Raw genomic sequence first — 19,044 nt, forward strand, 5'->3', positions numbered from 1 at the left:
GGGGTCACTCACCCGTCTCATAGCCGGGAAGCTGGTAGCTCCAGGTCTCGGAAACGGGGTTCTGGCCGTTGACCAGGCCGGCCCGCATCTCGACCGGCTTGGCCGGATCCTTGACCTTGATCCGCAGCGTGACGCGCCAGCCGCCGGTGACCGGATTGCGGCGCAGGCTGTTCTCGAGCACGTCGGCGTTGCCGCCGGTGGAGAAGTTCAGCGAGACCGGCAGCGGCGGGTCCTTGGGCTTGGCCGGCGCCGGCGCGGAGAAGTCGATCAGGAACGCGGTGCTGCCGTCGGGGCGGCGGATCAGGTCCGTGCCGCGCGTCTCGCCCACCGAGCGCCGGGTCTGCAATACGCGGGCCAGCTTGGGGTCCTGCAGCCCGGCTTCGTTGCGGGTCCAGCGCAGCGTGTAGTTCATTTCCAGGGCCGTTCCGGGCTTGGGCGGGTTCTCGGGTACCCAGAACGCCACGATGTTGTCGTTGGTCTCGTCCGCGGTCGGGATCTCGACCAGTTCCACCCGGCCCTTGCCCCAGTTGCCCGCGGGCTCGACCCAGAGCGTGGGACGCAGGTCGTAGCGGTCGTCCAGGTCCTCGTACTGGCGGAAGTCGCGGGCCCGCTGCTGCAGGCCGAAGCCGCGCGGATTCTCGACCATGAACGAACTGTTGGCCAGGCGGCGCGGGTTGTTCAGCGGCCGCCAGAGCCATTCGCCGTTGCCGGCGTGGAAGGCCAGGCCGTCGGAGTCGTGCAGTTCGGGCCGGTAGTTGGCGGTGCCGGAGGGCTGCGTCGCGCCGTAGAGATACATGCTGGCCATGCTGGCGATGCCGAGCTTGGCGACCGGCGCGCGCAGGTAGACGCGCGACCGGACATCGACCAGGGTGTCCTCGCCCGGGGTGATGGTGAAGCGGTAGGCGCCGGTGGCGCGGGGCGAGTCCAGCAGGGCGTAGATCACGACGTGCTTGTCGCTGTTGGCCGGGCGGGCGATCCAGAACTCGCGGAAGCGGGGAAATTCCTCGCCCGAGGGCACGGCGGTGTCGATGGCCAGGCCTCGGGCCGAGACGCCGTAGACCTGGCCCTTGCCGACCACGCGGAAGTAGCTGGCGCCCAGGAAGGAGGCGAGTTCGTCGTCGCGCTTGGCCGGGTCGTTCAACGGATAGAGGATGCGGAAGCCGGCGAAGCCCAGGCCGCGCAGCAGCTTGGGATCGACCTGGCGGGGGCCGAAGTCGAAGTCGGCGGGATCGTATTTGATCTCGCGGACGCCTTCGGCATCGATCTCGTTGATCTTCACCGGCAGGTCGAAGGCCATGCCCGGGTGATGGAAGGCGATCTGGAACGCGGTACGGCCGTCGGCCCACAGATACTTGTCGCGCTTGGGCTGGATCTGCTGGTATTCGGCGTACTTCAGGTCGCGCAGCTCCTTGGGGAGCTGGCTGGTGGGCGCCTTGTATTTCTCGCCGGCGAGTTCCCTGGCGCGGCGGGCGACATCGAAGAAGTCGAAGGCACTGGCGGGAGCGGCGGCCAGGAGGCCGGCCGACAAGGCCAGGGCCGAGAAAAGCATGCGGGCGGCAAGCGAGCGCACCCTTGCGGAAGAAAGGGAGTTGTCAGTCACGGATCTTGGACGTCCGGCGTGGCCTGGAATGCTGAAACGGAGATTCTAGAGGGTATGGCCGCCCCCGGGGGGCTCCGGCGGCACGCATGTACTACTGGATGTAGCCATGCGGCGCCAACCGGACCAGAATGGACGCCAATTTCACCAAATTGGTTCCCCGGAGCCCGGATTTGGGGCGCGGTGCTAGCGCCCCGACGCGATGCCTTCGCGCCGAGGATCGGCGCCGGCGCGCAGCAGTCCGTTGCTCAGGACTTCGATGCCGTGCAGGCCGCTGGGCATGGCGGAGACGGCCACGGGGTGCCCCATGGCGCGCAGGGCGGGAGCCAGGCCTTCCAGCCGGGTATCGCTTTCCAGTTCCGTGGCGTGGTTGCGGCTGCCGTAGTGCGGCAGGTCGATGGCGGTCTGGATGTCCAGGCCCCAGGCCAGGTTGGCCAGCAGCGTCCGGGCCACGTAGTTGGCGATGGCGCTGCCGCCCGGCGAGCCCGCCACCAGCCGCAGCCGCGGGGTTTCTCCGCCGGCGCGCAGCACGATGGTGGGCGCCATGGTGCTGCGCGGACGCTTGCCCGGCTCGACCCGGTTGGCCACCGGCACGCCACGGTCGTCGCGCGGCGACAGCGCGAAGTCGGTCAATTCATTGTTCAGCAGGAAGCCGCCCACGAGGATCTTGCTGCCGAAGGCCTGCTCGATCGTGGACGTCATGGCCACCGCGTTCCCCTGGGCGTCGACGATGGACAAATGGGTGGTCGAGGGCAGCGCGGGCGTGTCGTCGACGCCGTGGCGGGCCAGCGCGCCGCGCACGGGTTCGCCCGGCTCGGCCCGGCCCATCGAGCGGTCGGCCGAGATCAACGCCGCGCGCCGGGCCAGGTAGGCCGGGTCCAGCAGGGCGGCCACGGGCACGTCCACGAAATCGGGATCGGCCACGTAGCGGTCGCGATCGGCATAGGCCAGCCGTCCCGCCTCGGAAAAGTAATGCACCGCAGCCAGCGATTCGGGCGCCGCCCGGGCGATGGGCGTGGCCTCCAGCAGGGCCAGCATCTGCAGCACGGCCAGCCCGCCGGAGCCGGGCGGCGGCGCGCCGCACACCACATAGGTCCGGTAGGCGCCGCACAGCGCGGCGCGTTCGCGCGCCTGGTAGCGCGCCAGGTCCTCGGTGGACAGGTCGCCCGGCCGCGCGTGCGCGCGTACCGCCTCGACCATGGCGCGGGCCAGCGGCCCGCGGTAGAAGGCGTCGGCGCCCTCGCGGGCGATGCTCGCCATCGTGCGGGCGAGTTCGGGATTGCGCAGCCGCTCGCCCTCGCGCAGGGCCGAGCCGTCGGCGTGGAAGAAATAGGCGCGGGCGGCGGGCTGGGCGGCCAGCCGCTCGTTGTCGCGCAGCAGCGCGGCCAGGCGCTGCGAGACCGGGAAGCCGCGCCGCGCGCGGTCGATGGCGTCGTCGAACAGCGCGGACCAGGGCAGCTTGCCGTGCTGGCGGTGTGCCAGTTCCAGCGCCCGCAGCAGGCCCGGGACGCCGACCGATTTGCCGCTGTCGACCGCAAGGGCGAAGCGCATCGGCCGGCCGCCGCGCATGAAGCGCTCATCGTTCGCGGCGGCCGGCGCCGTTTCGCGGCCATCGAAAACCGTGACGCGGTCCCGGCTGGCGTCGTAGTGGACCAGGAAGGCTCCGCCCCCGAGCCCCGAGGACTGCGGCTCGACCAGGCCCAGCATCATCTGCGCGGCGATGGCCGCGTCGACCGCGCTACCGCCGCGCTCGAGCACGCGATAGGCGGCCCGGGTGGCGAGCGGGTGGGCGGTGGCCGCCATGAAGTGGCGGCCCATGACGGCCTGCTTGGGCTGATAGGCGGTCTGCGCCTCGGGGTTGGCGTCTATGCCCGGGTCGGGCGCGGCGGCCCGGACCGCCGTGGCGAGCGCGGCGCAGGCCAGCCAGAGCAGGCGCGATGCGCGGACGAGCGATGTCATGGATGAAGCTTCCTTGCGATGGCCTTGGGCTGGCCAGACCGGGACCTTACCATCGGCCGGGGCAAAGCGGCTTACACTTGGAAACCCGTTCTTCCCACGGTTCCATGACGACGCCCCATCCCCGCGTGCTCATCGTCGAAGACGACATGACGATCTCGGCCAACCTGTGCGCCTACTTCGAGGCCAAGGGCTACGTCGTCGACGTCGCCTACGACGGTCCGTCGGCGCTGTACCGGCTCGGGGCCGACGCGTTCGATGCCATCCTGCTCGACATCGGCCTGCCCGGGCTGGATGGCGTGACGGTGCTGCATCGCCTGCGCGCGGAACTGCACCAGGCCACGCCCGTGCTGCTGCTGACGGCACGCGACGAATTGCAGCAGAAGCTCGACGCTTTCTCGCACGGCGCCGACGACTACGTCACCAAGCCCTATGCGCTGGCCGAAGTCGAGGCGCGCGTGCGCGCCTTGCTCAACCGCGCCTCGGGGCAGGTCGCCAATCCGGTGCGCCGCTACGGCGCACTGTCCTACGACGCCCGTACCCGCGAAGTGCGCGTGGCGGAGCGGCCGGTGCGGTTGACGCCCAAGGCCGGCCGCATCGTCGAGGTGCTGATCCGCGATCCCGGCCGGGTGGTGTCGCGCGCCGACCTGGAAAGCGCGCTGTGGGGCACCGACGTGCCGGAAAAGGATGCCCTGCGCAGCCAGATCCATCTGCTGCGCAAGGCCTTGTCCGAAGCAGGCTTCGACGGGCTGGAGACGGTGCACGGCGTGGGCTACCGCCTGGCCGGCGGCCCGGGGCACGATTGATGGCCGGTCCCGCCACGCTCAAGCAGCGGGTCATCTGGGCGCTGACGCTCGCCATTTCCCTGTTCGTGGCGGCGCAGGCCATCGTTGCCTACCTGGTGCTGGACCAGCAGGAAGACCGCATCGTCGACCAGATCGTGCTGACCGAGGCCGAGCGCCTCGTGCACCGCCTGGAGGCCGGCGAGATGGTCTGGACCGGCGGCGACATCCTGCTCGGCCCCAGCCTGCACGCGTGGGTGGGAACGAGCGGGGACGTGCCGCGTGTGCTGGCCGGGCTGGGGCCGGGGCAATATCAGCTCAACACCGAAGGCGAGGTCTGGCACGTGGCGGTGGCCGACTCGGCGAAAGGGCGGGTGTACCTGCGCTACGACGCGACCGACAACGAGCACCGGGTCTACGAGTTCGGCGCCATCCTGCTGGGACTATGGCTGGCCTGCACGCTGCTGGGATACTGGACCGCCCGCGCGCTGGCCGGCCGCGTGGTCGGTTCGATGGTGGAAGTGACCGATCGCATCGAGTCATGGGCGCCCGGCAGCCCCGGCATGAAGGTCGTGCGCAGCGACGAGGCGGGCCGCCTGATCGAGGCCTTCAACCGCATGCAGGACAAGGTGGACCAGTCCATTGCCCAGGAGCGCGAGTTCTCGGCCAACCTCAGCCACGAGATCAGGACGCCGCTGACCAGCATCCGCACCGACGCGGAACTGATCGCGCTGGAGTCCGAGCCGACTCCCCAGGCGGGGTTGCGCCTGACGCGCATCGTGAACGCGGTGGACGAGATCGCCTCCACGCTCGAGACGGCACGCGCCATCAGCAGCGCGCAGGCGGGGCCGCGCAGCGAGGTCGCGCTCCGGGCCAGCCTGGACGATGCCTGGAGCGGCCTGGCCGAGCGCGCGCACCGCGCGGGCCTGGTCCTGGACAACGAGGTGCCCGAGACGGCCGTGGCCGGGCTGGACCGCTATGGCCTCCTGATCGTGCTGCGCAACCTGGTGCGCAATGCCATCGACCACGCGGCGCCCGCCACGCTGACCGCGAGCTGGACCGGCGAATGCCTGGTCCTGGCGGACAATGGCCCCGGCATTCCCGCCGCCGATCTGCCGTTCGTGTTCGAGCGCTACTACAGTGGCCGCCTGCGCGACAGCCAGACGGCCGGGGCCGAGGATGCGGGCGTCCACCAGCGGGGGCTCGGACTGGCGATCGCCAAGCGGGTGTGCGACATCCAGGGCTGGCGCCTGACCGTCACGTCCAGCACCGACGAACTGCGCCGGGGCACCCGCTTCCTGCTGTGCTTCGGGGAAGGGGCGACCCCGGTGGCGTCCTGAGGCTCAGGCGCCCAGCGCCTGGGCGTGGAAGGCCAGATGGTCTTCCATGAACGTCGAGATGAAGTAGTAGCCGTGGTCGTAGCCCGCGTGGCGGCGCAGCTCCAGCGGCTGGCCGGCGTCGCGGCAGGCGGCCTCGAAGGCCTCGGGCCGCAGTTGCTGTTCCAGGAACTGATCGGCCAGCCCCTGATCGACCAGGATGCCACCGGGGAAGGGCTGGCGCGCGGTCCGCATCAACTCGGTCGCGTCGTACTGTTTCCAGGTTTCGCGGTCGGGGCCGAGATAGTTGCCGAAGGCCTTGTGGCCCCAGGGGCAATCGACCGGATGGGCGATGGGAGCGAAGGCCGACACCGAGCGGAACTTGTCCGGATTGCGCAGGGCCAGCACCAGCGCGCCATGGCCACCCATGGAGTGGCCGAAGATGCCGGCGCGCGCAGGATCGCCCGGCAGTTCGGAGGTGACCAGCCCGAACAGTTCGTCGACGATGTAGCTGTACATGCGGTAGTGGCGGCTCCAGGGCTCCTGGGTCGCGTCCAGGTAGAAGCCGGCGCCCGCGCCGAAATCCCAGCTGTCGGTCTCGCCCGGCAGGCCGGCGCCGCGCGGGCTGGTGTCCGGCGTCACCAGCATGAGACCGTGCTGCTGCGCGAACCGCTGTGCGCCGGCCTTGATCATGAAGGTTTCCTCGGTGCAGGTCAGGCCGGCCAGGTAGAACAGCACCGGGACGGGGCCCGCCTCGGCGTGCGTGGGCAGGAAGACCGAGAAGCGCATCGGCAGGCCGATGGCGGAGGAGTCGTGGCGGTAGAAGCGCTGCTGGCCGCCGAAGCACTGGTGCAGGCTGATCAGTTCGGGCATGTGGAATCCTTGCGGCCGTCCGGCGCGGCGGCCGGCGGCGGGGCGATGAAACTTTCGGGATTGCTCGGGGCCGAGGCCTGCGGAAGCCAGCCGCCGGCCTGCACCCCGGCCCGCGAGGCTAACAGGAATCTTCGCCCATCGACAAGCCAGCCATCGGCGTGGCCTCGTTTCTTCCGTCCAGGCGGCCCGTCAGTCCGTTTCCCAGCCGTAGAGCCTGGCCGGCGTGGTGGCCAGGATCTGCCGCTGCAGCGCGGCATCGGGGATCCAGGACGTGAACAGCCTGAACAGGTCGGCCGAGCTGTTTTCCTGGAACGACAGGTGGGGATAGTCGCTGCCCCAGATCAGGTGGTCCGGCGCGGCCTCCAGCAGCGCATGGACCATGGGGGCGATGTCGCCGAAGCCGGGGGTCTTGGAGATGCGATAGCTGCCCGTGAGCTTGACGAAGCAAAGGCCGTCGCCATGGCGCAGGAAATCAAGCAGGGCCTGGAAGCCCGGCGCCTGGACCCCGTCGGCGGCCAGGTTCATGCCCAGGTGAGCGACGGTGAAGGGCAGCCGGAGCGAGGCCATGGTGGGCAGCAGTTCCCGCGTCAGCCAGCCGGGGCCGAGGAAGTCGAGCTGCCAGCCGGTGGCCGCGCAGCGGGCCTCCCAGCGCCGGATGCGCGGGATGAGGGTGTCGGCCAGGCCGGCGGCCGGCTGCGCGATGGGGTTCACGTTGATTCGTATGCCTCGCACGCCCAACTGGTGGAGGTCGGCCAGTTGTTCGTCGGGGACGTCGTCCGGCAGGTCCACGATGCCGCGGCAGTCGGGGCCCATGCGGCGCATGGCTTCCAGCATGCAGCGGTTGTCCTGGCCGTAGGCGCTGGGCTGTACGAAGACGTAGCGGGAGAAGCCCAGTGCCCGGGCTTCGGCAAGATAGTCCTCCAGGTCCGCCTGCGGCGGGTCGTAGCGCAGCTTGCCGGCGTACGGATAGCGGTCCGCGGGGCCGAAGACATGGAAATGGGTATCGCAGGCGTAAGGAATGGTCATGAGTCAGGATGGGTCCGAAGAGGAGGGCGGATGCGCCAGGGCCTGGCGGATGTCCGCCGCGTCCTTGCGCGCGGCCGCCATGAGATAAGTCACGTCGCTGCCTGCGATGAGGAAGCGGGCGCCCAGCGCCACCAATCGCTTCTGCAGCGCGAGGTCGCTTCGTATGCCGCCTATGCCCAGGGTCTTGCCGTGCCGGTGGCAAGCCGCGGCGACAGTCTCGTATGCCTTGAACAGGTCGGGATGGTGCAGTTGTCCCGGAATGCCCATGGCGGTGCAGAGATCGTTGGAGCCGATCAGCAGCATGTCCACGCCGTCCACGGCGGCGATCTCGTCGGCGCGGGAAATCGCTCCGGGCGATTCCAGCATCATGATCATCAGCGTTTCGGCGTTGGTGCGCGCGGTCAGGCTGGCGGCGTCCTGCGGCCGGTAGAGCGTCCCGAGCGTGGGGCCCATGACCGAGCGGGTGCCGGCCGGGGGATAGCGGCCCGCCTGCGCGGCCGTCCGGGCCTGGTCCGCCGATTCGATACCGGGCAGCAGCACGCCCTGGGCGCCGCCGTCCAGCACGCGCTGCATGAGGTCCATGTCCAGGCCCGGCAGGCGGACCAGCGGCGCGATGCCGGCCGCCAGCGCGCCGGTGCACAGGGCCGAGACGGCATCGAGTCCTATCGTGCTGTGCTGCATGTCGACGTAGATGGCGTCGAAGCCGCAGGCGGCCGCCATCATGGAGATGTCGGCCGTCCTGGCCTGCCGAAGTGCCATGCACAGCGCGAGTTTCTGGCGCTGCATCCTATCCTTCAGCGGGGAGGTCTGGGTATTCGTCATCATTGGGCCTCGATGTGCGCGCGGGCGATGACATCCTTCCAAGTGGTGATTTCCTCCGCCACGCGTTGCTTGAATGCCGCGGCCGGTGCCACGACAGTCGTCACGCCGGCGGCCGCGAAGGTCTTGGCCACCCGGTCGGTCTTGACTGCCTTGCCGACTTCCTGGTTCATGCGCTCGACGATGGCGGCGGGCACGGCGGCGGGTGCCATCACGCCGAACCAATACATCATGCCGTACTCCGGATAGCCGGCTTCGGCGAAGGTGGGGACGTCCGGCAGCATGGGGTTGCGCTGCTTGCCGCTGACGGCCAGTGCGAACAGGCGCTTGCCGTTGATGTGCTGGACCGTGGAGCCCACGCTGCCGATGCCGACGTCGATGCGGTCGGCGGCGATTTCGGTCATGGCTTCGGCGACTCCCTTGAAGGGTACGTGAACCATCTTCAGTCCATTCTGCAGAAGAAAGGCTTCCATGGCCAGATGCGCCGACGACCCCTGGCCGCCCGAGCCGAAGTTCAAGGTACCGGGGTTCTTGCGCGCGAATTCGACCGTGTCGCGCAGCGTGCGCGTCTTCAAGCCGTTGCGCGCAGCCAGGACGGCGGGCGCGTCGGCGACCAGGGCTACCTGGGTAATGTCGGAGGAAGGATGGTAGGGCAGCGACTTGTACAGGGCCGCCGAGACCGCGAACGAGTTATCGGTGAGAAGGAAGGTATAGCCGTCGGGCGCGGCTTTCGCGACCGCGTCGGTGCCGATGGTGCTGCCTGCGCCACCGCGGTTCTCGATGACGAACGGCTGTCCCAACTGGTTGCCCAGCTCCACGGCGACGGCCCGGGCCGCGGTGTCGGTAAACGATCCGGGGGCGAAGGGAACGATGATCTTCACCGGCCTGGCGGGCCAAGGCGCCTGGGCCCATGAAAGATTACCGAACTGTAGAATGAATAGAAGAAATGCGACGGCCGCTTTGTTCATGGAATGGGGTCTCCGTGAGTCGTTCTGGGTGTCGTGCGATGCGCGCCGTGCCGGCTGGCAGGCCAGGGTGTGTGCCCTTTCGGTACGGCCGGTGAAGAGGGAGGGCGGCCTGTCGTATTCTTCGCCGGATTCTTGCATGGAATCGTTAATTTGTACATCAATATGAGAAACTTTCGTTTTTTTGCGGTCCCGCGGAAGGCAGACGGGTCATGAGCAGTCTGGACAAGATGTTGAGCCTGCTGGATGTGTTCACGCCCGCGGCGCCGGTATGGACGACGGAGGACCTGATCCGCTATTCCGGGGCGCCGGCCTCGACCTGCTACCGCTATCTCAAGACGCTGCATTCGGTGGGCTTGCTGGCTCGGGTGGCCAACGGTTCCTATGTGCTGGGCCCGCGCATTCCGGAAATGGACCGGACGATGAGGCTGTGCGATCCGGTCTACATCGCCGGCTCGCCCGTGATCCAGCAACTGACTGAAGAGACGGGGCACAGCTCGCTGCTGTGCATCCTGTTCAGCGAGTCCATCATGTGCGTGCAGCAGGCGCTGGGCAAGCATGCGCCGCCCGAGCTGTTCAGCCGGGGGCAGCGCCGTCCGCTGGTGGCGGGAGCGTCAGCCAAGATCATCCTGGCCTATCTGCCGCTGCACCAGTTGCGGGTGATCTTCACCAAGCATCGCAAGAGCATCGCCGCCGTGGGACTGGGCGCGGACTGGGAGCGCTTCAAACAGGCGCTCAAGCAGATACGCCAGGCCGAATACGCGATGACCACGGGCGAGTACAACGCGGGCATCGTGTCCATCGCCGCGCCTCTGTTCAATGGCGCGGGCGACGTGCTGGGCAGCCTGGCGGTCGCCGCGTCCACGTCGCATGTGGACCCGGTGGCGTTCGGCGCCATCGCCGACCGGGTGATCGAGGCCGGACGGGAGGTGTCGCGGCGGATCGCCAGCGCGCCCAACGTCGTCGCGCTGCCGGCCAGGGCCGTGGGGTGAACGGAACCTAGGGCCGGCGCTTCGGCGGAAGCGGTGCGGGCGTGCCGTCGGGCAGCGGAATGCGCGCGGTGTTCAGGACCATGGCCAGGAGGCCGTAGTAGCCGCAAAGGGCCAGCAGGTCCAGGACGCCCCGTCTGCCGTAGCGGTGCAGGATGGCGTCGTAGGCGCGCTGGCCAGGTTCGCCGGCGCGCAGCAACTCGGTGCAGAAGTCGCAGGCGGCTCGTTGTTCGTCCGGCATGCCGGGCAGCGGCTTCCCATGGGCGATGGCGTCGATGACGGCGGGGTCCAGCGCCGTCGTGTTCAACGCGATGCGCTGGTGGGCGAACCACTCGTACTGGCAGTCCCAATGCCGGGCGGTGATGAGCACCGCCAGCTCGATCAACTCGGGCGGCAGCCCCGTGCCGAACCGCAGGTGTTCGCCCAGTTGCTGGAGGTGGTCGGCCAGGTCCGGATGATGCAGCAGCGCCAGGAACGGGCCCTTGACTTCGCCGCGGGGGCCGGAGGCGATGCTGGCCGCCACCTCCTGCTGGCGCGGATCCATCTGTTCGGAGGGGATACGGGGAAAGCGCGGTTCTTGCATGGCTCAATTCCTGACGGTGATGGAGTGGGCCGGGCGGTCGGGGGGAATGTCCGCCACGCGCCAGTGCAGCGCGCGGATCTCGCCGAATTCGTGCGGCAGGCGCTCCCACCGTTCGCCGCCGTCGACGCTGCGGAACAACTGGCCGAGGTTGGTGCAGGCGAACAGCAGCATCGGATCGGACGGATGTGTCGCGACGCACCACAGGGTGCTGTTGAACCGGCCCGGCAGCGGTACCGCGTGCCAGGTGTCGCCATGGTCCGTGCTGCGCATTAGGCAGGCATCGCTGCCCGGGGGGCCGTTGCCGTTGGTCAGGAACACGATGCGATCGGTGTCTGCGCGGGGCACCACGGCGCGGGTGTATTGCCACGGGGAATCGAGCTGCTGGTACGTCCAGTGTCCGCCGTCGTCATCGCTGCGGTGCAGCCCGCGATTGGTGGTGGCCAGGATCGTGCGCGTTCCGCCGGGCTTTCTCAGCACCGCGATGCCGTGGACGTCCAGCGATACCAGTCCCTCGTTCCTGGCTACCCAGGTGCGGCCGCGGTCGCCGCTGCGATAGATGCCGCCGATCTCGATCGTGGCCCAAAGCACGTCGGGCTGGACGGGGTCAACCAGGATCTGGGTGACGCGTGTCGGGCCCTGGTTGATGGGGGAGAAGGTGGCCGCGCCCGGCAGCTCGAACGCCCGCCACGATGCGCCGCCGTCTTCCGAGCAATAGACCGCGGCGGGTCGCCCGCCGGCGTAGATGACGGCGGGATCGGCGGGCGACTGGGCCAGCGCCCAGACGTCGTCCAGCGGTGACGGCACGGCGGTCCAGCGGGTCGTCGATTCGTCCCAGCGATAGATGCCCATGTCGGTCCCCGCATGAAGGATGTCCGGCCTGGCGGGGTGGCTGCTGAACGTCCAGACGCGGGCTTCGAGATACATGCCCGAATGGCTGTTGGGGTGAAGCCAGGTTTCGCCCCGGTCTTCGCTGAACCAGGCGGAGTGGCCGGCCGTGCCCGCATAGATTTCGATACGCCTCGACATCCCCGTTTGCCTCCTCGATGAACCAGATTCGCAGTATATCTTTTCCGTAAAAATATACTACTATGTAAGAAATTTTTATTATTCGGAGACGGCGATGAAACGGATTCTGGCAGTCATGGCGCTCATCGTGGTAGCCGGCGCGCCCGCGCTGGCGGCCTACCCCGAGCGTCCGGTGCGCATCATCATCGGCTTTCCTCCCGGTGGGGCGATCGATACCATCGCCCGGCTGATGGGGCCGCCGCTGGCCGAGAGGCTGGGCCAGCCTGTGGTGATCGAGAACAAGCCCGGGGCCGGCGGCGTGGTGGCCGCGCAGGGGGGGGCCAGGGCCGACGCCGACGGCTATACCGTGCTGATGGGAACGATGGGCAACCTGAGCATTACGCCGGTGCTGACGAAAGACCTCAGCTACGACATGGAGAAAGACTTCGCCCCGGTCACCGTGGTCGCCTCCTCGGGTTTCGTGCTGTATGTGAACCCCGCGTTCCCGGCCCGGACCGTGGGCGAACTGATCGCCTATGCCAAGGCAAACCCCGGCAAAGTCAATTTCTCGTCCAGCGGCAACGGCGGGCTGCCGCACATGGCGGGGGAGCTGTTCAATTCCGCCACCGGTTTGAAGCTGACGCACGTTCCGTACAAGGGCAGCACGCCCAGCGTCAACGATGTGATCGCCGGGCAGGTGCAGATGACCTTCGAGGCGACGGCCATCGGCCTGCCGTTCGTCCAGGCCGGGCGCCTGCGCGTGCTGGCCACCACCGGCGACCAGCGGCTGGCCGTCTTTCCCGACGCGCCGACCGTGGCCGAGACCCTGCCGGGCTTCAGCGTCACCAACTGGTTCGGCATGGTGGTGCCGGCCCGGACGCCGCAGGACAGGATCGACCGCTTGCAAAAGGAAATCGCCGTCGTGCTGGCTCGCCCGGAAATCAAGGAGCGCCTGGATGCGTTGGGGGTCGCCGTGGTGGCCAATCCGCCGGCGGCGGCTGGGCGCTTCATGCAGGAGGAGCGCGCGCGCTGGGCGAAAGTGATCCGGGATGCGAACATCACGGCGAACTGACTGGAATCCGGAGGAGCGCCGCGCAGCCACCCTCGAAAGGGCGGGCGCGGTGCGATCATGAACGTTTTGTTTCCATGGGGTAGTGCCGCATGATGAATGGCGCCGAGTCGCTTGTCAGAACCCTTCTCGCGTCCAACGTGGACGTCTGTTTCGCCAATCCCGGGACGTCGGAGATGCATTTCGTCGCGGCGCTCGACAGGGTGCCCGGCATGCGCTGCGTGCTGGGCCTGTTCGAGGGCGTGGTAACGGGCGCGGCCGACGGCTATGCGCGCATGGCGGGGCGGCCCGCCTCGACCCTGCTGCACCTGGGCCCTGGCCTGACCAATGGCATGGCCAACCTGCACAATGCGCGCAAGGCCCGGTCGTCCATCGTCAATATCGTGGGCGAACACGCGAGCGATCACCTGCAATACGAAAGCCCGCTGCGCAGCGACGTTCCCGGCGCGGCGGCCCTGGCTTCCGACTGGTGGCGGGTGGGCGGCGCGGGCCACGGCATCGCCCGGGACGCCGCCGATGCCGTGACCGCCGCGCGCAGCCAGGATGGGCAGATCGCGACGCTCATCCTGCCCGCCGATACCGCCTGGAGTCCCGGCGGCGAACCGGTGGCGGCCGCCGAGCCGCCTGCTCTGGCGCGGGCACCGGCCGAAGGGATGCGCCGGGCCGTCGAGGCCCTGCGTTCCGGTCGGCGCTGTGCCCTGCTGGTGACCGGCCTTGCGCTGGAGGAGGCCGGCCTGCCCGTGGTGGCCAGGTTGGCTGGCGCCGGCATCCGTGTCATGGCCTCGCAGTCGAACCGGCGGGTCGCGCGAGGCCGCGGCCGGCTGGTGGTTCCGCGGGTGCCGTTCGCCGTGGACCAGGGCGTGGCGTGGCTGGCGGGGCTGGAAGTATTGATACTGGCGGGCAGCCATCCGCCCGCGGCGTTCTTTGGCTACCCGGGCAAGCCACGCATGCTGACGCCCGCGGGCTGCGAGATCCAAGCCTTGGTCGAGCCGGGCGGTGACGTCCTGCATGCGCTGGCGTGGCTGGCCGACGAGCTGGGCCTGCCGGGCATGGCCCGGCCTGTCCCGGCGGCCGAGGCGCCCACGCTTCCCGCCGATGGCCGGCTCGATGCCGACAACGTCATGCAGACGATGGCGGCGATGCTGCCCGAGCACGCCATCCTGTGCGACGAGTCCGTGTCGTCGGGCCGTTCGCTGTTCCGCTTCACCGACGGCGCGGCACCGCACGACTACCTGCAGATCACCGGCGGCGCCATCGGTTCGGGGCTGCCGATGGCGACGGGAGCGAGCGTGGCCTGCCCGGACCGCAAGGTGGTCTGCTTCGAGGGCGACGGCAGCGGCATGTACACGCTCCAGGCGCTGTGGACACAGGCACGCGAGCGGCTGGACGTGGTGACCATCATCCTGGCCAATCGCAGCTACCGGATCCTGCAGGGCGAATTGAAGGGCGTGGGCATCGACCAGCCCGGGGAGCAGGCGCACAGGATGCTGGACCTCGTCGGTCCCGAGCTGGACTGGGTGGCGCTGGCGCGCGGGCAAGGCGTCGATGCGGTAGCGGTGGACACCGTCGCGGGCCTGGCGGATGCCTTCCGCGGCGCGTGCGCCCGGCGCGGTCCGTTCCTGATCGAGGCGCGCATACCCTGATGTCCGGCAGCCGTCCCCGCCGCGCCGTCAGCGCAACGGGGAGTGAGGGGCGGCCAGCATCAGGCTCGATTCGATGCGATCGACCAGATCGCCATGCCGCGCAAGGAAGGCACGCCATCGGTCTTGGGCCAGCGACGAGGCCAGGCGTGCGCCGACGTCGCGGTAGGCCAGGATCTGCACGACTTCGTTCAGCCGCCCGGCCAGCGTGGTCCAGATGCCCACGGAAACGACCGTCTCGGCATCGGGGTGCGTGTCGCGCAGCAGGGCCGCGAATTCGGCGGCCTTGCCCACCTTGGTACGGATGAGCCGCGTCTCGTAGACGTTGTGGTCCGTGCCCGCCGGCCGCGCCATCGGCGTCACGGCCTCCATCAGCCGGATCTCTTGCTCCTGCATCAGCGGATGCACCTTGGCCACGTAGTCGTCGCGCCATGCCGGCAGGGCGGCGAGCCGCGCGCGCACGGCTTGCCGTGCCTGCAGATCGTCGTGTTGCCAGAGATTGAAGACACGATGGGCCGAGCCGATTTCGCCGAACCAGAAACCGAGCAGTCTGCCGTAGGCGTCGCCGCGTACGGGGACGGCGACTTCCCCGGCCAGCCGCAGGTACTCGGCCAGGCCGCCGGGGGCGACGGTGTAGATGCGCAGTTCGTCGATGGTCATGGCAGCGTCGCCCCCGTCATTTATTGACAAAATTTCCCAAATTATAAGATAATTTTTTAAACCAGAGACAAGCTGACTCATGACCGCACTCTTTTCTCCGCTCGCGCTGGGTGGCATGGAGCTTCCCAACCGGATCGCCGTGTCGCCCATGGCCCAGTACAGCAGCGCGCCGGACGGCTGCGCCGGCGACTGGCATCTGGTTCATCTGGGACAACTGTCGTACTCGGGCGCGGGGCTGGTCATGACCGAAGCCACCGCGGTCGAGCCCGACGGCCGAGGGTCCCTGCAATGCCTGGGCCTGTATGGCGACGCGCAGGAACAGGCTCTCGGCCGCGTGGTCGACTTCTGCCGGCAGTGGGGCGGGGCCCGCCTGGGCGTCCAGTTGTCGCACACCGGGCGCAAGGGCTCCGTGCGCCTGCCCTGGGCGGGGCGTGGGCCATTGCCGGTCCAGGAGGGCGGTTGGCATGTAGAGGCGCCGTCCGCGCTGGCCGCCGATGACGGCGGGCCGGTTCCCGCCGAACTCGACGAAGGCGGACTGCGGCGTATCGGGCAGGCATTCGTGTCGGCCGCCCGGCGCGCGGTGCGTGTCGGCTTCGACGTGGTCGAGCTGCATGCCGCGCATGGCTACCTGTTGCATCAGTTCCTGTCTCCCCTGTCGAACCGGCGTGACGACGGCTACGGCGGCGACGCCGAGCGCCGCATGCGCTTTCCGCTCGAAGTCGCGCAGGCCGTCAGGGACGCCGTCCCGTCCGACCGGGCGATGGGTGTGCGGATCAGCGCCAGCGACTGGGCCGAAGGCGGCTTCGGGCTGGACGACGCGGTGGCCTTCGCCGGCGCCCTGAAGTCCATCGGATGCGACTACGTCTGCGTGTCCAGCGGCGGCCTGGTCGGGCACCAGCAGATCCGGGTCGTGCCGGAGTACCAGGTGCCGTTCGCCAGCGAGGTCCGCCGGCGGACGGGCATGGCGACCCGTGCGGTAGGCATGATCGCGCTGGCGCAGCAGGCCGACGCCATCGTACGGTCCGGCCGTGCCGACTTCGTCGCCCTGGGACGGGCGATGCTCGATGACCCTCGCTGGGGGTGGCACGCGGCCGAAGTCCTGGGCGCCGCGGTCGCCTACCCCCAACCTTATGCGCGCGCCGCCAGCGCTGCCTGGCCCGGCGCCAGGCTGGTCAGACCGGGCGCCGCTTGAAAGCCGCAATGCGGCAGCGCACATCGGGCGCGGGCCGCGAACATGGAGATTCCGCCTATGGATGCGCATGCCTCGTCCGCGCCGTTGAAAGTCGGGTTGATGGTCCCGGCGAACAACACCACGATGGAAAAGGAACTGACCGCCTGGCTGCCGGACGGGTCGCGCTGCGTGACCTTGCGCATCCCGCGCGGCGCGGGTCTGCTGACCCGGGAAACCCTGCCGCCCTACAAGGCCAGTGCGCTGGAGCTGGCGGCAACTTTTCCCGGGGACATCGACGTGGTGGCGTATGGCTGCACGGCGGCAGGCTTCATCGCCGGACCCCAGGGCGAGGCGCAGTTGGCCGGAGAATTGGCCGCGATCACAGGCAAGCCGGTGGTCACCACCGCGCGGTCGATGGTGGCGGCGCTGCAAGCGGCCGGCGCTCGTCATATCGCGCTGGTCACACCCTATAGCGACGAGGTCAACCGCAACCTGGGCCTTTTCCTGGCCGAGGGCGGCATCGAGGCGCGCCGCGTCAGCAGTCTGGCCGCGGCCGACGTGGAAGCGTTGGGGCGCATCACCGCGTCGGAGGTGGCGGCACTGGCACGAAGCACCGTGGATGACGGTTGCGACGCGCTATTCATCGCCTGCTCGCAACTGCCCACCTACGAGATCCTGGATTCCCTGCAGGCGGAGCTTGGCCGGCCCGCCTGGTCGTCGATCAAGGCTACCGCATGGCGGGCCTTGCAGGCCGTGGCGCAGGCGGCACGCCGGTAGAAAACCGGCGGTACAGAACAGAAGATTCATCGAGACAGCCGCGATCGCGACCGGCGCCGACGCGGACCACAAGGAGGACATCATGAAAAGAGGCATCAGGCAGTCGGCCGCGACCGTCTTCGCGGGCATGCTGGCATTCGCGGCGGGCGGGGCCGGCGCGCAGAGCTATCCCACCCAGCCGATCCGGCTCATCGTTCCCTACAGCACCGGCGGCGTCACCGACATCACCGCACGATTGGTCGCGCCGTATGTTTCCGAGGCGCTGGGCCAGCAACTGGTGATCGAGAACCGCAGCGGCGGTGCATCGATTCCGGGGTCCGAGGCGGTCGCGCGGGCGGAGCCGGACGGCTACACGCTGCTGCTGACTTCGACCGCGCTGGCGGCCAATCCCGTGCTGTTCAAGAAGCTGCCGTTCGATGCGCGCAAGGATCTCGCGCCAATCAGCCTGCTGGCCACCGTGCCCACGGTGCTGGTCGTGCCGACCGCGCTGCCGGCCAGGAACCTGAAAGAATTCATCGCGCTGGCGAAGTCCCGCCCGGGAGGCCTGGACTACGGGTCGGCCGGCTATGGCAGCGGCAACCACCTGACGACCGAAGTGTTCAAGAGCGCGGCCGGCATCGACGCGCAGCACATTCCCTACAAAGGCGGCGGCGCGGTCATGGCGGACCTGGTCGGCGGCCAGGTGTCGTTCGTATTCGCGGTGTTGCCCACCGCGTACCCCTTCATCACGAGCGGCAAGCTGCGCGCGTTGGCCGTCAGCGGCGCCACGCGCAATCCGGCGCTGCCGGACGTGCCCACGGTGGCGGAGGCCGCAGGGCTGCCCGGCTTCAGCATCCAGGAATGGATAGGCATCTTCGCGCCTGCCGGCACGCCGCGCGCGATCGTCGACCGGGTCAATGCCGCGACCGTCAAGGCGCTGCGGAACCCTGAGCTCATCGGCAAGCTGAACGGCCTGGGGCTCGAAGCGCGGGGCGGTCCGCCCGAGGCGCTCAGGGATTACTTCACCGAAGAGAGCGATCGATGGGTGACGCTGGCCAAGAAGGTAAAACTGGACAAGGTCGAATGAGCGCCGGATCTTCTCCGGCGCAGGCGTCTGCCGCCGAAGCCCGCGTCCGCGAACTGGCGGAGTTCCTGTGGGAGCAGTCGCCCGGCCATTTCGGCGGCGCGTTGTCCAAGATCCTGGTCAGCGCGCAGACGCCGGGGGCCCGCTACCTGGACCTGCGGCTGTCGAGCTACGAACCCATGGCCTATGTGCAAAGCCACGTGCACGACGAGAAGGAGCAGGTTTATTACTTCGTCGATGGCGAGGGGCTGCTCGAGCTGGGGCGGGAGCGGCAGGTCGTGCGCGCGGGCAGCTTCGTCCTCATCCCGCCCGGTGTGCCGCACGCGCTGCACAATACCGGGCTGGGGAACCTCGTCTTCCTGGTCATCACGACCCCTACCGGGGCGCGCTGACTCAGTACAGCACGACCGAGCGTATCGACTGTCCGCTCTTCATGAGGTCGAATCCCTCGTTGATGCGTTCGAGGGGCAGGGTGTGGGTGATGAGTTCGTCGATCTTGATCTTGCCGTCCATGTACCAGTCGACGATGGTGGGGACGTCGGTGCGGCCGCGGGCGCCGCCGAAGGCCGAGCCCTTCCACTCGCGGCCGGTGACCAGCTGGAAGGGACGGGTGGCGATCTCGGCGCCGGCGGCGGCCACGCCGATGATGAAGGACTGGCCCCAGCCCTTGTGGCAGCACTCGAGGGCCTGGCGCATGGTGGTGGTGTTGCCGATGCACTCGAAGCTGTAGTCGGCCCCGCCGTCGGTAAGCTG

Annotated in this window: 19 protein-coding genes; 9 read left to right on the forward strand and 10 right to left on the reverse strand. The window is 69.0% G+C overall.

What is annotated here, in order from left to right; translation table 11 throughout:
* Positions 1-4 precede the first annotated feature (4 nt).
* Positions 5-1,600: a glucan biosynthesis protein G gene (locus EV675_RS29530; RefSeq protein ID WP_423213255.1), complete on the reverse strand. Its 1,596-nt coding sequence runs from the start codon at positions 1,598-1,600 to the stop codon at positions 5-7.
* A 183-nt stretch (positions 1,601-1,783) separates the two neighbouring features.
* Positions 1,784-3,556, reverse strand: a complete 1,773-nt coding sequence (gene ggt / locus EV675_RS29535; protein WP_130362234.1) for a gamma-glutamyltransferase — start codon at positions 3,554-3,556, stop codon at positions 1,784-1,786.
* Between the two features lie 104 nt (positions 3,557-3,660).
* Between ggt and EV675_RS29540 the strand changes: the two genes are divergently transcribed.
* Both EV675_RS29540 and EV675_RS29545 read left to right on the forward strand, forming a co-directional pair.
* Entirely contained in the window at positions 3,661-4,359 is a 699-nt protein-coding gene (locus EV675_RS29540; protein WP_130362235.1) for a response regulator transcription factor, read from the forward strand.
* Complete coding sequence (locus tag EV675_RS29545; protein WP_130362236.1) at positions 4,359-5,675, forward strand: sensor histidine kinase; 1,317 nt, start codon at positions 4,359-4,361, stop codon at positions 5,673-5,675. The genes EV675_RS29540 and EV675_RS29545 overlap by 1 nt, the downstream gene beginning before the upstream one ends.
* Before the next feature lie 3 nt (positions 5,676-5,678).
* Here EV675_RS29545 and fghA read toward each other — a convergent pair whose 3' ends face one another.
* From fghA to EV675_RS29565, 4 genes are all read right to left on the reverse strand, one after another.
* Positions 5,679-6,524 carry an S-formylglutathione hydrolase gene (gene fghA / locus EV675_RS29550; RefSeq protein ID WP_130362237.1) on the reverse strand — a complete coding sequence of 282 codons (846 nt, stop codon included), beginning with the start codon at positions 6,522-6,524 and terminating at the stop codon, positions 5,679-5,681.
* A gap of 189 nt (positions 6,525-6,713) precedes the next feature.
* Positions 6,714-7,550, reverse strand: a complete 837-nt coding sequence (locus tag EV675_RS29555; protein ID WP_130362238.1) for an amidohydrolase family protein — start codon at positions 7,548-7,550, stop codon at positions 6,714-6,716.
* Between the two features lie 3 nt (positions 7,551-7,553).
* Entirely contained in the window at positions 7,554-8,375 is an 822-nt protein-coding gene (locus EV675_RS29560; protein ID WP_130362239.1) for an HpcH/HpaI aldolase family protein, read from the reverse strand.
* Positions 8,372-9,337, reverse strand: a complete 966-nt coding sequence (locus tag EV675_RS29565) for a tripartite tricarboxylate transporter substrate binding protein (protein WP_165404833.1) — start codon at positions 9,335-9,337, stop codon at positions 8,372-8,374. Before EV675_RS29565 ends, EV675_RS29560 begins: the two co-directional genes overlap by 4 nt.
* A 209-nt stretch (positions 9,338-9,546) precedes the next feature.
* Here EV675_RS29565 and EV675_RS29570 point away from each other — a divergent pair, with 209 nt between their 5' ends.
* Positions 9,547-10,326: an IclR family transcriptional regulator gene (locus tag EV675_RS29570; protein WP_130362241.1), complete on the forward strand. Its 780-nt coding sequence runs from the start codon at positions 9,547-9,549 to the stop codon at positions 10,324-10,326.
* Positions 10,327-10,333: 7 nt separating this feature from the next.
* Here the strand turns inward: EV675_RS29570 and EV675_RS29575 are convergent, their stop codons facing one another.
* Positions 10,334-10,906: a carboxymuconolactone decarboxylase family protein gene (locus EV675_RS29575; protein ID WP_130362242.1), complete on the reverse strand. Its 573-nt coding sequence runs from the start codon at positions 10,904-10,906 to the stop codon at positions 10,334-10,336.
* Positions 10,907-10,909: 3 nt separating this feature from the next.
* Positions 10,910-11,932: a WD40/YVTN/BNR-like repeat-containing protein gene (locus EV675_RS29580; RefSeq protein WP_130362243.1), complete on the reverse strand. Its 1,023-nt coding sequence runs from the start codon at positions 11,930-11,932 to the stop codon at positions 10,910-10,912.
* 94 nt (positions 11,933-12,026) lie between these two features.
* On the opposite strand from EV675_RS29580, the gene EV675_RS29585 reads away from it, so the two are divergent.
* The gene (locus tag EV675_RS29585; RefSeq protein WP_130362244.1) at positions 12,027-12,983 is read left to right on the forward strand and encodes a Bug family tripartite tricarboxylate transporter substrate binding protein; all 957 of its coding nucleotides are present in this window, start codon (positions 12,027-12,029) and stop codon (positions 12,981-12,983) included.
* Positions 12,984-13,075: 92 nt separating this feature from the next.
* Positions 13,076-14,623: an acetolactate synthase large subunit gene (locus tag EV675_RS29590; RefSeq protein ID WP_130362270.1), complete on the forward strand. Its 1,548-nt coding sequence runs from the start codon at positions 13,076-13,078 to the stop codon at positions 14,621-14,623.
* Positions 14,624-14,650: 27 nt separating this feature from the next.
* On the opposite strand, the gene EV675_RS29595 is transcribed toward EV675_RS29590, so the two are convergent.
* Entirely contained in the window at positions 14,651-15,280 is a 630-nt protein-coding gene (locus tag EV675_RS29595; RefSeq protein ID WP_165404834.1) for an NIPSNAP family protein, read from the reverse strand.
* Positions 15,281-15,359: 79 nt separating this feature from the next.
* Here EV675_RS29595 and EV675_RS29600 point away from each other — a divergent pair, with 79 nt between their 5' ends.
* The 4 genes from EV675_RS29600 to EV675_RS29615 all read left to right on the forward strand — a co-directional run bounded on the left by EV675_RS29600 (position 15,360) and on the right by EV675_RS29615 (position 18,683).
* Complete coding sequence (locus EV675_RS29600; RefSeq protein WP_130362246.1) at positions 15,360-16,472, forward strand: NADH:flavin oxidoreductase/NADH oxidase; 1,113 nt, start codon at positions 15,360-15,362, stop codon at positions 16,470-16,472.
* A 57-nt stretch (positions 16,473-16,529) separates the two neighbouring features.
* Positions 16,530-17,228 carry a maleate cis-trans isomerase family protein gene (locus tag EV675_RS29605; RefSeq protein WP_242621661.1) on the forward strand — a complete coding sequence of 233 codons (699 nt, stop codon included), beginning with the start codon at positions 16,530-16,532 and terminating at the stop codon, positions 17,226-17,228.
* Positions 17,229-17,310: 82 nt separating this feature from the next.
* A complete protein-coding gene (locus EV675_RS29610) occupies positions 17,311-18,294 on the forward strand; it encodes a tripartite tricarboxylate transporter substrate binding protein (protein ID WP_130362248.1) in 984 nt (327 codons plus the stop codon).
* Entirely contained in the window at positions 18,291-18,683 is a 393-nt protein-coding gene (locus EV675_RS29615) for a cupin domain-containing protein (protein WP_130362249.1), read from the forward strand. Before EV675_RS29610 ends, EV675_RS29615 begins: the two co-directional genes overlap by 4 nt.
* 1 nt (position 18,684) lies before the next feature.
* Here the strand turns inward: EV675_RS29615 and EV675_RS29620 are convergent.
* On the reverse strand, positions 18,685-19,044 hold a 360-nt coding region (locus EV675_RS29620; RefSeq protein WP_165404809.1), incomplete at its 5' end, for a zinc-binding dehydrogenase.

The sequence above is a fragment of the Pigmentiphaga kullae genome (genome assembly GCF_004216695.1).
In the GTDB taxonomy this organism is placed as follows: Bacteria; Pseudomonadota; Gammaproteobacteria; order Burkholderiales; family Burkholderiaceae_B; genus Pigmentiphaga; species Pigmentiphaga kullae.